The sequence below is a fragment of the Streptomyces sp. NPDC001920 genome (assembly GCF_053594495.1).
In genome coordinates this window covers 117,886-130,498 of the sequence record NZ_JBSFEP010000006.1, presented here as the reverse complement: position 1 = coordinate 130,498, position 12,613 = coordinate 117,886, and the positions used below count along the sequence as shown (strand labels likewise).

The following is a 12,613-nucleotide window of genomic DNA, read 5'->3' as shown; positions in this document are numbered from 1 at the left end:
TCCAGGGCCTCCGCGTCGCCGTACCTACGAACCCTGGTCCAGGAACATCAGCTCCAGCAGGCCGGCCGAGGGCGTCCGGTCCGCCCGCGCCGACTCCGGTGCCTGCAGGGCCTGTTCGGTCCAGATGCACTTGCCGGTCGGCGTGTACCGCGTCCCCCACCGCTGTGACAGTGCGGACACCAGCTGAAGCCCCCGGCCGCCCTCGTCCGTCTCCGTCGCCCGGCGGATGCGCGGCATCGTCAGGCTGCCGTCGAACACCTCGCAGATCAGGTCGGCGCCGTGCAGCAGCCGTAGCCGAAGCGGGCCCCTGGCGTGGCGGACGACGTTGCCGATCAGCTCGCTCGCCAGCAGTTCGGTCGTGGGGGTCAGGTCCTGCAGGCCCCAGGCCGCGAGCTGCTCACGGATCAGTTCGCGCGCCCGGCCCGCCGCCCTGGGGTCCTCGGGCAGGGACCAGGACGCCATACGGGCGGTGGGCAGCGCGTGCAGGCGGGCCAGCAGGAAGGCCGCGTCGTCGGCCGCCTGGTGGTCGGCGGGGAGGAGCGCGGAGGTGACCCGCTCGCACAGCCGCTCCAGGTCCTTCGCCGTGCCGTCCGCGTGGGAGGCGCGCAGGACGTCGGCGAGCTGTGCCATGCCCTCGTCCATCTCACGCTTCGACGACTCCACGAGGCCGTCGGTGTACAGCACCAGCACACTGCCTTCGGGGACGGGGACCTCCGTGGTCTCGAAGGGGGGCTCCGCCGCGCCCAGGGGCGGGTCGGCCGACAGGGACGGGAAGACCACGGTGCCGTCGGGGTGGAGCAGGGCGGGGGGCGGGTGGCCCGCGCGCGCCATGGAGCAGACGCGGGTCGTGGAGTCGTACAGCGCGTACAGGCACGTCACGTACGACTCCTCGCCCATGGCGCCGACGATGTCGTTGAGACGGCTCATGATTTCGTCGGGAGGGAGTTCGAGGTCGGCCAGGGTGTGGACCGCGGTGCGCAGCCGGCCCATCGTCGCGGCCTCCGGCAGCCCGTGGCCCATGACGTCGCCGACGACCAGGGCCACCTGACCGCCCGAGAGCGGGATGATGTCGTACCAGTCACCGCCCACGTCCATGCCCGGCCCAGCCGGCAGATAGCGGGCGGCGGTCGTGCAGGCGGGGAGGTCGGGCAGGTCCCGCGGGAGCAGGCTGCGCTGGAGCTCGCGGGAGCGGGTGTGTTCGGCGTCGAAGAGGCGGGCGCGTTCCAGGGCCTGCGCGACCAGGGCGCTGGTCGCGGTCAGCAGGGTGCGCTCCTCGTCGGTGAGGCGGCGGGGGTGGTCGAAGGTGACCGCGCAGACGCCGAAGGTGTGCCCCGAGGCGGTCAGCGGGAGGAACGCCCAGGCCTGTTGTCCGTCGTAGGCGGGCAGGTCGGACACCGCGGGGCAGCGCGCGGCGAACTCCTCGCGGGAGGACAGGAACAACGGCTCGCCGACCAGTATCGCGTCCCACATGGGGTGGTACGCCGTCTGCTCGCGGCCGTCGATCAGGGCCAGGACGTCGTCCGAGTGGCCGACGGATCCGACGGTGTGGAGGCGGTCGCCCTCCAGGGCCTGCACCACCAGGCCGGTCGCCTCGAACGGCGGCAGCACCCGGCGGGCCACCGCGTCCACCACGTCCTTCGAGGTCGTCGCCTTGGCCAGGGCGGTCGTCAACTCCGCTATCCGGGTGGCCCGTTCGGACGCGGCCCGTTCGGCGGAGCGGCGGTCCTCCTCCAGGCGCCGCTTCTCGGTGACGTCCGTGAAGTAGATCGTGCGGCCGTCGGGGCCGGGGACGAGCCGGAGGTGGCACAGGCGGCCGTTGGGCAGCCGTACGTCGAAGCTGACCGACTTCTCCGCGGCGGCGGCCTGCCGGCACCGGATCTCCAGGCCGGGTACCTGCTCGGCGGCGGGCAGGTCCCACAGCAGGCGGCCGATCAGCTCCTTCTCGGAGTAGCCCAGGGTGCGTTCGGCCTCCAGGTTGGCGAAGGTGATCCGCCAGTCGTCGTCCATCGCGAGGAAGCCGTCGCTCATATGGCGCAGGGCCCGGCTGAGCGCGTCACGGGCGGACCGCGGCTCGTTGCTGTCCCAGCCGACGCCGATCATCCGGCAGGGCTCGCCGGTGTCGTCGTACGTCGCTCTGCCGCGGGCCTGTGTCCAGCCCCAGGTGCCGTCCAGCTTGCGCACCCGGTACTCGGCCTCGAAGACGCCGCCGCCGCGGATCGCCCGGTCGACCGCCGCGAGCGTCGGCGCGAGGTCGTCGGGGTGGACGCACCGCATCCAGTCGCCGATCTTGCCGGTGTGGTCCTGCGGCCGGGTGCCGTAGAGCTCCAGGGCGGGCTCGTCCCAGATCAGGTCGCCCGTGCGGATGTCCCAGTCCCAGGAGCCGACGCGTACCTCCCGCAACGCCCGGCGCAGGCGCTCGCCGTGCCGCTCGGGCGGGCCCGGCCGCGCCGGGCGGGCCGGTGGCGGCGCCTGGGCCATGCGTTCCTCGGTCCAGGCGACGACGGCACGGAGGAACTCCCATTGCCCGCGGGGCGGTTCGCCTCCGTCACCCATCAGGATGGTCAGGGCGCCGGTGCCGCGGGCGCCGTTGTACATCGGCAGCACCGCGAGGCCGGTGCCGGGCAGTCCGGCGGCGGGGCAGTCGGGCCGGGTGGAGGCCAGCGGCACCCAGAGGCCGTTGCCCTCGTGCAGCGCGCGGGCCGGGGCGAGCGGGACCTCCTGCTCGATGATCTCCCAGGGGCGGGTGAGCGCGGAAGGCAGCCCGACCGACGAGACCAGTCGCAGCGCGGACAGCGGTCCACGAAGGTGGATCATGCCGCCGAGAGCGCCCAGCTCGCCCACCGCGTGCTGCAGGGCCAGCCGGAAGACCTCGCTCTCCGCGACACCGGGGGCCACCGCGCCGAGCAGCGTCAGCCGAGCGTTCATGTCGTGGACTGTACCGTCACGGTCGGCACCTGATCGGTGGTTCGCAAGATCCTCACCTCCCTCCGTCAGGCCGTTGACCTCGAAGGCAACGGTGGGATGCCGAGCCGGAGTTGCCCCCGGACGGCCGTGCGGAGCCGGTAGCGGCCCGGCGCCGCTCAGGGCGCCTGGGTGGTCTACCGCGACGAGGGTGGGGCAGGCTCCACCCTCTGCCGCTCGAAGGCGCCGGCATGGCGCGCCGCCCACTGCGCGAAGGTACGTCCCGGCCGCCCGAGGAGGCGCTCCAGGTCCGGACCGACCCGCCGCAACGCGGCCGCGGGCGCACCCAGCATGTCGAGAGTGCTCTCGACGACGGGCTCGGGCATGACGCCCAGCATCCGCTCCCGGGCCTGCGCGCGACTCAGCTCCACGAACCGCACCGCCGTACCGAGCACCGCCTCGATCGCGGCCGCCTGCTGCCGGGGTGAGACGGGCGCAGGGCCTGTCAGTTCGTGGATCCGGCCGTCGTGACCGGGCTCGCGCAGGGCGACGGCAGCGACCTGCGCGATGTCGGCCGGATCGACGGTGGGCAGGGCCACGTCGCCGAAGGGCGCGGCCACTTCCCCGCGCGCGCGGATCATGTCGGCCCACTGGAGGGCGTTGGAGTGGAAGCCGCCCGAGCGCAGGATCGTCCAGTCCAGACCCGACGCCCGTACGGCGTCCTCCAGGACGGGAGGGAGGTCACCGGTGCCGACCCCTTGGGACGACAGCAGCACCACACGCCGGACGCCCGCGCCCCGTACGACGTCCATGACGGGCCCGAGGTCGCCGCCCGCCGCCATGAAGTCGCCGGAGGTCAGCAGGAACAGCGCGTCGGCTCCGTCGAGCGCGGGCTTCAGGTGCTCGGGTTCGCCGAGGTCGGCCTGGTGGTGGCCGGCTTCTGCCGGCACGTCCTGCGCGCAGATGCGGCGGGACACGGCGGTCACCCGCTCCCCCGCTTCTACGAGTGCCTGTACAAGTGGCCGTCCCACGTTGCCCGTTGCTCCGGTCACCACGATCATCATCGGTCTCCGTTCCGAGTTCGGATCTCGTACGGTGACGCTACTGTTGCTGGGGTAGTAGGTACCTAGAGGAAAGTATTGACGTAGGGGGCCGGAAGTGACCGAGGACACAGTGAAGCAGGGCCCGCGTGGGGGTGCCCCCGCGACCGCCTGCCCGATCGCCCCCGTCGTCGACATAGTCTTCAGCCGCTGGACCACACCGATCCTGTGGGCGCTGCACGAGTACGGCAGGCAGCGCTTCGTCGAACTGGAACGCCGTATCGCCACGATCACGCCGAAGGTGCTGACGCAGCGGCTGCGGCAGTTGGAGCGGGACGGGCTGGTCGTGCGCACGTATCACGCCGAGGTCCCACCGCGTGTGGAGTACGAGATCAGCGAACTGGGGCGCAGTCTCGCGCCGTTGTTCGCGGCGCTCTCCGAGTGGTCGGTGAACCTGGACCGGGTGGACGCGGCACGGGTGGCCTACGACGCCCGGCAGGACGGGCGCGGCCGGGGCCGTTGACGGGGCGGGCTCGGCCGGGGCCGTTGGCGGGGCGGGCCCGGCGAGGTCAGGCCGTCCTGTCCTTTTCGCGGAGTTCGTCGATGTAGCCTTGGGCGAGACCGGTCGTGCGGGTGAACCAGTCCGTGAGTACGGCGATCTCGTCGGCGGAGTACGAGGCGAACACCTCGTTCAGACGGGCGTAGTACGGGCCGTACAGCTCCTCGGCGCGGGCGACCGCGGCCGGGACGGCGGCCACGCGGACGCGGCGGCGGTCGGCCGGATCCGGTCGCCGGGTGACGTAACCGGCCCGCTCCAGGCGGTTGAGGATGCCGGTCATGGCGCCGGTCGTGACGTGCGCGTGCTCGGCGAGCTCGCCCGCCGTCAGCAGGTTCTCGCCGGCTTTCAGGACGCAGGCGAAACAGAGCAGGTCGGTGATGTTCAGGCCCAGCCGCTGGGCCATCTCCTGCTGGCCGAGCAGGTGGGCCGCGATGAGGGAGTCCATCGCCTCCAGCGCCTGGGCCGGGGTGGCGGTGGGGCGCGGCGTGGCTTGCATCTTCCTTATTACCTTAGCTTGTGAGAGATTTAGCGCCTAAACTTCTTACGAAGTGAGGGATTCTCGGGAGGAGAGCATCGTGAGCCAGTATGACGAGGGGCACACGGTCGCGGGGTGGACCGGAACCGCGATCGCGAGCATCGGAGCCACCGTGCTGGGGGCGGGGGTCTGCACGGTCTCGGCCGTACTCATAGGGGGCGGGCTCGCGATCGTGGCGGCGAGCGTGCTCGTCACCTGGACCCTGCATCTGTCCGGGTGGGGCAAGCCTCCGGGTGTGCGGCCGCGCGGTGAGTGGCGGATGGGCACGCGCGACCTGACCGCACGGGCCGGACATCCGGACTGCTGGGGGTGCCGGCTCGCGGGGCGTGGGCGGCGTGCCCCCGTGACGGTGCCGGCCGAGGTGGTGGCCGGGGTGGTGGCCGGGGTGGCCCCGTCGGCCGGGCACGGTCAGCCGGAGCGCGCCGCCGCCGAGGCCGGTCGTTGAGGGCGCCGACGCTCGCGGAAGCCGCGGTGACGCCCCTGTCGGTGTCAGTGCCTGCCTCTAGTCTCGAAGAGCGATGGCACAGGCGTGGAGATGCTCGGGACTGCGATGGTCGGCGGCCGGCCCCGTGCTGGCATGGGAGGGAGGCCGGCGCTCGGCGCTGACCTGGGGGAAACGCGTGGCCTTCGGGGTCGCGGAAGGGGGCGTGCGGACATGTGTGGGAGCGCGGGGGCATGCGTGTCCGGTGCGAGCGGTCGTTCCGGGGCGCAGCACGGGCGCGCGGTGCGAGGAGTGCGCGCGGCTGGACCGGGCGCACTCGGTGGCCGCGGACACGATCGCCGACGACCCACGCCCGTACCACGTGTATCTGGCGTGGTTCGGCCCCGGCATGACCAAGGTCGGCATCACCGCCCTTGAGCGTGGCTCGGCCCGGCTGCTGGAGCAGGGGGCGGTCTGCTTCACCTGGCTGGGCACCGGCCCGCTGATGGCCGCACGGCGCACCGAGGAACTGCTGCGGGCGGCCCTGCGCGTGCCGGACCGGATTCCGTACGCCGACAAGCGCGCGGTGCGGGCGGCGCTGCCGCTCTCGGCGGCCGAGCGGGCGGCCGAGATCGAGGAACTGCACGGCCGGGCGGTGGCCCTGCCCGCCTGGCCGAACTCCCTCACGCCCGAGCCCTGCCGCCCGGTCGACCACAGTGAGACGTTCGGGCTCACTGACCTGCCGAACGCCTTGGGGGAGGTCACCGAGTTGGTCGCGGGCGGCGCGGTGAGCGGACGGTTGGCGGCCGCCGCGGGGCCGGACCTGCATGTGGAGACGGGCGGTGGGGTGGTCGTCGTCGATACGAGGTTGATGACGGGGTGGGAGCTGGTGGCGCCGGGTGGGGGCGAGGAACTGAAGGTCCCGGTGAGGGAGTTCAGGCAAGCGGACGCAGGGGTGCAGGACGGGCTTTTCTGACAGGGCCGTCGACGCCTCGGCAGCGGAGCGGCTCGTCGGCAGCGGCTGTCGCCCTGACCGTCGCGGACGCGGCCGTACGGCGGCTTGTACGTGCCCGTCCAGGCCGTGAACCGGCCATTGTCCCCAGGACGGTTTCCAGGAGCACCCGCCCCGCGCCGGGCCGTCATTCTCCCCAACGGCGGCCCCGCAGCCACCGATCACCGTGCCCAACTCGGCCAACGCTGGCCGAAACGCGATAACTGGCACCCCTCGCACTCACCCGAGTAACGTCATCGTTCGCTTGTGCGATCAACGGTGAGCTGTGCGACGGGGGATGACATGAGCACCGATGCCTCACAACTGCGGACGCGACTGACGGATCTGGCGGCTACCGGGCAGAGCCACCTGCCCGCGCTGGTCGGGGAGTTCAGACGCAGCGAGGTGCTGGTGCCGGTGGTGGACGACTCGCTGTTGTCGGTCGAGTCGGGCGGTGTCCGTTGGCTGTTCGCGTTCACGGACGACGCGGCGCTGTCACGCTTCGCCGAGGCGCGGGGCGAGACGATCGACGAGCGTGTCCCGGTGCACGGCGCATGGCTGTTGGATCGCGTGATCCCCCGAGTGGACGTGCCGGTCGGCATCGCGGTCGACGCCGGCAGTACCGCGGGGATGGTCCTGCCGCCAGCGGCGGGAATCGTGCCGGAGGCGGTGGCGGTGCCCACGGGTGTGCAGGGCACGGGCGGACGAGGGGCGGACGGGCCAAGGGCGGACGGACGGGGGGCGGACGCGTGAGCGGCGGTGGCTACCAGGTCGATCCCGAGGCGCTGGCCCGGATCACCCGGGGCATCAACCAGGCGATGGACGAGCTGAAGGAGTTGGGCTTCGACATCGAGGCCAACCTGGGGCGGGGCTTCGACGATCTGGAGCTGGCCGGCCTGGAGGTGGGGGACGGGAGCCTGCGCCAGGTCTTCGCGGACTTCTGCGAGCGGTGGGGCTGGGGGGTTCGCTCGTTGATGCAGGACGCCAACGAGTTCGCCGGGCGGCTGAACCTCTCCGCGGGGCTGTACCACGACCAGGAGCAGTACGTCTCCGACACCTTGAAGACGGTGTGGACTGCGGCGGCGGGCAACCCCTACCTGTCCAAGGAGGAGGTCGAGGGGCGTTCCTGGTCGGACACGTTGAAGGACAATCCCGTCTCCCATGGCATGAACCCCGACTGGAGCGCGGAATCCGTACGGGAGGGCGACGCGGCGGCTCGGGAAGCGTGGGACCAGGCCGCGCAGGACGTGGAGACCTCCACGGTGACCCCGGACGCGCTTTTCGACCCCAGGACGGACTGGCAGTGGGACGGCCCTGCACAGACCTCCATGTCCGGGGAGGCCGAGCGCTGATGGGCCTGGGGGACTTGTTCAACGACGTCGGCGACGGCCTGGACAGTGCCGTCGACGGCGTGACGGAGGGCGTCGGCGAGGCCGTCAACTGGGGCACGGACAAGGCCGCGGACGGCCTGTCGGCGGTCGGCGCGGACCGGGCGGCCGAGGGCGTGCGGGACTTCGGGGAGGGGGTGAACAACCGGCTGGGCGGTGATGTCGCCGAGCGGGCGCTGGGGGAGAGCGAGGACCCCAAGGAACTGGTCCACGGCAGCCCGCAGGCGCTGGAGACCAGGGCCCGGCATCTGCGCGACTTCAGCCGTGCCTTCGAGAACGTCGGCCAGGGGATGCGCTCGCTGGACGGCGAGGGCTGGCAGGGTCAGGCCGCGGACGCCTTCCGCGAGAAGTTCGACATGCATCCCAAGCAGTGGCTGACGGCCGCAGACGCCTGCGAGGGCGCGGCCGGGGCGCTGGAGGCGTACGCGGACACGGTGCGCTGGGCGCAGGGCCAGGCACAGCTGGCGATCGACGCCCACCGCAGCGCGCAGCAGATCAGCCGGCAGGCGGTGGACGCGCACAACGCGCAGGTGAAGGCGTACAACCAGGCCGCCGACCAGTACAACGCGGCCTTGGCCGCGGGACAGAACCCCGGCCGCAGACCGACCGAGCCCGGTGCCTTCACCGACCCGGGGGCGGCCGGCCGACGGGAGGCCGAGGAGATCCTGGCCGAGGCACGCCGCCAGCGCACGGACGCCGCCCGTGACGCACAGCGCCGGGTCGCCGCCGCTCTGGAGAAAGCCCCACCGAAGCCGGAGTTCACCGACCGGTTGAAGGCCGACGCCGTGGACGCCGTCGTGGGCGCGCAGCTGAACCAGGCCCACGTGGTGGGCGGGCTCCTCAAGGGCGCCGCGGACATGGTGAAGCTGGTCCGCACCGTCAACCCGATGGATCCGTACAACATCACCCACCCCGGCGACTGGTGGAAGAACTCCAACATGCTGCTGGCCGGCCTGGTGGGCACGGCCGCCCATCCCGAGCGCCTGCCGAAGGCCATCATCGGCAGCGGCTGGAGCAGCGACCCGGGGGACGCCGCGGGGTACCTGGCGTCCAATCTGATCGGGGGCAAGGGGGCGGGCGGCGCGGCTCGGGGGGCGGCACGCGGGGCCGCCAAGGGCGCGGCGACCAACGCCGCGCGCACTGGTGTGAGCGGGGCGATGCGGAACTTCTCCCGCAAGCTGTGGTGCAGGCTGTTCGGCGGCGACCCGATCGACCTGGCCACCGGCCGGATGTCGCTGCCGCAGACCGACGTGTCCCTGCCCGCCAAGCTGCCGCTGGTGTTCTCGCGGCAGTTCGAGTCGTCGTACGAAGCAGGCCGCTGGTTCGGCCCCAAGTGGACGTCTACGGCGGACCAGCGCCTGGAGATCGACGCCGAGGGCCTGATCTTCGTCCGTGAGGACGGTTCCCTGCTGGCCTACCCCCACCCCGCGCCCGGGGCCCCGGTGCTGCCCCTGGACGGCGACCGCCATCCCCTCACGATCGACGCCCATGGCGACTACGCCGTCACCGACCCCGAATCCGGCCGCGCCTGGTACTTCGCGGCGCCGGGCGGCGACGGTGACGGCATCGCCCTGCTGGAGCAGATCACCGACCGCTCGGGGCAGTGGCTCACCTTCCAGTACGACCACGAGGGCACCCCCACAGCGATCGTGCACTCGGCCGGCTACCACCTGAAGATCGAGCGGGCTGAGGACCGAATCACCGCCCTGTACCTCGCCCACGCCGCCCCGGACGGCGGCGACCAGGAACTGGTCCGCTTCGGCTACGACGACCACGGCCACCTGTCGGCGGTGACGAACTCCTCCGGCACACCGACCCGGTTCACCAACGACGAGCTGGGCCGCATCACCGCCTGGACCGACACCAACGACTCGTCGTACAGCTACGTCTACGACGACCAGGGCCGCTGCACCTCCCAGTCGGGCGAAGCGGGCCACCTTCGGAACACGTTCGTCTACGGCGACATCGATCCCGACACCGGCCACCGGACCATCACCGCGACCAACTCCCTTGGCCACAGCACGCGCTACCAGGTCGACGGCGACCTCCACGTGGTGGCCGAGACCGGCCCCGACGGGGCGACGACCCGCAGGACGTACGACCGCTACGACCGCCCCCTGACGATCACCGACCCGCTCGGCCGCACCACGAGCTACGCCTACGACAAGGCGGGCCGCCCGATCATGGTCGTCCGCCCCGACGGCCGCTACACCAGCATCGGCTACGACGACCAGGGCTTGCCCGTCTCCATATCCAGTCCGGACGGCACACACGTCAGCCAGCAGTTCGACGAGTTCGGCAACCGCACGGCGGTAACCGACTCCTCCAGGGCCACAACCCGCTTCACGTACGACGATCTCGGCAATCTGGCGTCGATCACGGACGCGACGGGCGCGACCACGACGGTCCGCTGCAACACCGCGGGCCTGCCTGTGGAGATCACGGACCCACTGGGCGCCGTCACCCGCTACGACCGCGACGCCTTCGGCCGCCCGACGACGATCACGGATCCGCTCGGCGCGGTCACCCGCCTGGAGTGGACGGTCGAGGGCAAACCGGCCCGCCGCACCGCCCCGGACGGCAGCACGGAGTCCTGGACGTACGACGGCGAAGGCAACTGCACCAGCCACACCGACGCCATGGGCGCGGTCTCCCGCTACGAGTACACCCACTTCGACCTGCTGGCGGCCCGCACCGGCCCGGACGGCGTGCGCTACACGTTCGACCATGACACCGAACTGCGCCTCACCCAGGTCACGAACCCACAGGGCCTGACCTGGAGTTACGCATACGACCCGGCGGGCCGCCTGGTCGCGGAGACGGACTTCGACGACCGCACCGTGGCCTACGAGCACGATGAGGCAGGCCAGCTGGCTGCCACTGTCACGGCCCTGGGCCAGACCATTCGCTTCGAGCGTGACGTGCTGGGTCGTGTGGTGCGCAAGGACGCGGCCGGAGCCGTCACCACCTACACGTACGACGTGACCGGTGGCCTGGCCCAGGCAACCAACCAGGACGCCGTCCTGACGTTGCAGCGGGACGAGGCAGGCCGCCTGACATCCGAGACGGTCAACGGCCGCACCCTCACCTACACGTACGACGTACTGGGCCGCCGTACCGGCCGCACGACCCCGACCGGCGCAACCAGCACATGGACCTACGACGCGGCGGGCAACCGCACCGCACTGACCACCGCAGGCCACACCCTCACCTTCACCCACGACGCGGCAGGCCGCGAACTGACCCGCCACATCGGCGACACCCTGACCCTCACCAGCGCTTACGACCCCCTGGGTCGCCTGACGAAGCAGGAACTCACCGGTCCTGCCCACCAGCGCCTGCAGCGCCGCGCCTACACCTACCGCGCCGACGGCAACCTCACCGGCATCGACGACCACCTCAACGGCAGCCGCCGCTTCGACCTGGACGCAGCGGGCCGCGTCACCGCCGTACACGCCGCAAACTGGGCGGAGTCCTATGCCTACGACGCGGCGGGCAACCAGACTCACGCCACTTGGCCGACCTCCATGCCGGGCCAGGAGGCGACAGGTGACCGCACCTACACCGGCACCCGCATCACCCGCGCGGGCAACGTCCGTTACGAACACGACGAGGCCGGCCGCATCATCCTGCGCCAGAAGACCCGCCTGTCCCGCAGGCCGGGTACCTGGCGCTATATCTGGGACGCCGAGGACCGCCTCACGTCCGTGGTCACTCCGGATGGCACCACTTGGCGTTACCGGTACGACCCCCTCGGACGGCGCATCGCCAAGCAGCGCCTGGCCACCGACAGCGAGACGCTCCTGGAGCAGGTCGACTTCACCTGGGACGGCACGACCCTGTGTGAACAAACCACGGACACCCCCGGTACCAACGGTCCGGCCGTCACCCTCACCTGGGACCACCACGGCCTGCACCCCCTGACACAGACCGAACGCAAGACGACGCCGGCCCTCGCCTCCGACGCCTCGCAGGAGGAGATCGACTCCCGCTTCTACGCCATCGTCACCGACCTGATCGGCACCCCCACCGAACTGGTCGACGAACACGGCGTCATCGCCTGGCACACCCGCACCACCCTCTGGGGCACCACAGCCTGGAATCGCACCGCAAGGGCCTACACGCCCCTACGCTTCCCTGGTCAGTACTACGACCCTGAAACGGGCCTCCACTACAACTACTTCCGCCACTACGACCCTGAAACCGCGCGCTACCTCACCCTCGACCCACTCGGTCTTGCGCCCGCCCCCAACCCCGCGACGTATGTAGCAAATCCGCATGCGTGGGCGGATCCCTTGGGTCTCACTCCGTGCGAGATAGAAGGCCCCAAAAGCGCAAAGCAGCTAAGGAATTCTCCTGGCGTGGCGACCGGTGGCAGTTCATTGCCAGACGTAAGTGGGCAATGGCTCAGAGGGTCAGAGGGGAATGCGGGAAAGATCCCCGGACAGGTTGCCAGAGAGCTGCAAGGACGAGAGTTCGAGAGCTTTAATAAGTTCCGGGAAGCCTTCTGGGAAGAAGTTTCTCGGCATGAGGAGCTCGCCAGACAATTTGATAATTCGGGGCAAACCGCAATGTCGAACGGTAAGGCCCCCTTCGCTCCGGCATCCCAGCACCACGGACAGGGGAGGTATGTTCTGCATCACGTATATCCCATTCAGCACGGCGGTGGCGTGTATGATCTCGACAATCTAGTTGTGGTCACACCGAGGTACCATAAAGAGATACTTGACGGTAGCTATCATTTCGGGAGTGGCTAGGTCTCGCCTCTGGAAGGAAAG

General features: G+C 71.1%; 9 protein-coding genes. 6 read left to right on the top strand and 3 right to left on the bottom strand.

What is annotated here, in order from left to right; all coding sequences use genetic code 11:
* Positions 1 to 24: 24 nt before the first annotated feature.
* Together ACWCPI_RS12110 and ACWCPI_RS12105 are read right to left on the bottom strand one after the other, a co-directional pair.
* A complete protein-coding gene (locus tag ACWCPI_RS12110; RefSeq protein WP_451038028.1) occupies positions 25 to 2,925 on the bottom strand; it encodes a SpoIIE family protein phosphatase in 2,901 nt (966 codons plus the stop codon).
* 173 nt (positions 2,926 to 3,098) lie between these two features.
* Positions 3,099 to 3,962: an NAD(P)H-binding protein gene (locus ACWCPI_RS12105; protein WP_451038217.1), complete on the bottom strand. Its 864-nt coding sequence runs from the start codon at positions 3,960 to 3,962 to the stop codon at positions 3,099 to 3,101.
* Positions 3,963 to 4,059: 97 nt separating this feature from the next.
* Here ACWCPI_RS12105 and ACWCPI_RS12100 point away from each other — a divergent pair, with 97 nt between their 5' ends.
* A complete protein-coding gene (locus ACWCPI_RS12100) occupies positions 4,060 to 4,464 on the top strand; it encodes a winged helix-turn-helix transcriptional regulator (RefSeq protein WP_451038027.1) in 405 nt (134 codons plus the stop codon).
* 46 nt (positions 4,465 to 4,510) lie between these two features.
* Here the strand turns inward: ACWCPI_RS12100 and ACWCPI_RS12095 are convergent, their stop codons facing one another.
* Entirely contained in the window at positions 4,511 to 4,996 is a 486-nt protein-coding gene (locus tag ACWCPI_RS12095; RefSeq protein WP_451038026.1) for a MarR family transcriptional regulator, read from the bottom strand.
* Positions 4,997 to 5,075: 79 nt separating this feature from the next.
* Here ACWCPI_RS12095 and ACWCPI_RS12090 point away from each other — a divergent pair, with 79 nt between their 5' ends.
* The 5 genes from ACWCPI_RS12090 (at position 5,076) to ACWCPI_RS12070 (ending at position 12,592) form a co-directional block, all read left to right on the top strand.
* Positions 5,076 to 5,480: an HGxxPAAW family protein gene (locus ACWCPI_RS12090; protein ID WP_451038025.1), complete on the top strand. Its 405-nt coding sequence runs from the start codon at positions 5,076 to 5,078 to the stop codon at positions 5,478 to 5,480.
* Positions 5,481 to 5,553: 73 nt separating this feature from the next.
* A complete protein-coding gene (locus ACWCPI_RS12085; RefSeq protein WP_451038024.1) occupies positions 5,554 to 6,432 on the top strand; it encodes a DUF2797 domain-containing protein in 879 nt (292 codons plus the stop codon).
* Between the two features lie 318 nt (positions 6,433 to 6,750).
* Positions 6,751 to 7,200, top strand: a complete 450-nt coding sequence (locus ACWCPI_RS12080; RefSeq protein WP_451038023.1) for an SseB family protein — start codon at positions 6,751 to 6,753, stop codon at positions 7,198 to 7,200.
* Positions 7,197 to 7,799, top strand: coding sequence for a hypothetical protein (locus tag ACWCPI_RS12075; protein WP_451038022.1), 603 nt, complete (start codon positions 7,197 to 7,199; stop codon positions 7,797 to 7,799). The genes ACWCPI_RS12080 and ACWCPI_RS12075 overlap by 4 nt, the downstream gene beginning before the upstream one ends.
* On the top strand, positions 7,799 to 12,592 hold the full coding sequence (locus ACWCPI_RS12070) for a putative T7SS-secreted protein (protein WP_451038021.1): 4,794 nt from the start codon (positions 7,799 to 7,801) through the stop codon (positions 12,590 to 12,592). The genes ACWCPI_RS12075 and ACWCPI_RS12070 overlap by 1 nt, the downstream gene beginning before the upstream one ends.
* The last annotated feature ends 21 nt before the right edge of the window (positions 12,593 to 12,613 follow it).

What these genes read in the sequence shown, in the direction of transcription:
- ACWCPI_RS12095 (WP_451038026.1), bottom strand. Translation starts at nt 4,996, where the DNA reads ATGCAAGCCACGCCGCGCCCCACCGCCACCCCGGCCCAGGCGCTGGAG.
- ACWCPI_RS12070 (WP_451038021.1), top strand. Translation starts at nt 7,799, where the DNA reads ATGGGCCTGGGGGACTTGTTCAACGACGTCGGCGACGGCCTGGACAGT.
- ACWCPI_RS12080 (WP_451038023.1), top strand. Translation starts at nt 6,751, where the DNA reads ATGAGCACCGATGCCTCACAACTGCGGACGCGACTGACGGATCTGGCG.
- ACWCPI_RS12110 (WP_451038028.1), bottom strand. Translation starts at nt 2,925, where the DNA reads ATGAACGCTCGGCTGACGCTGCTCGGCGCGGTGGCCCCCGGTGTCGCG.
- ACWCPI_RS12105 (WP_451038217.1), bottom strand. Translation starts at nt 3,962, where the DNA reads ATGATCGTGGTGACCGGAGCAACGGGCAACGTGGGACGGCCACTTGTA.
- ACWCPI_RS12085 (WP_451038024.1), top strand. Translation starts at nt 5,554, where the DNA reads ATGGCACAGGCGTGGAGATGCTCGGGACTGCGATGGTCGGCGGCCGGC.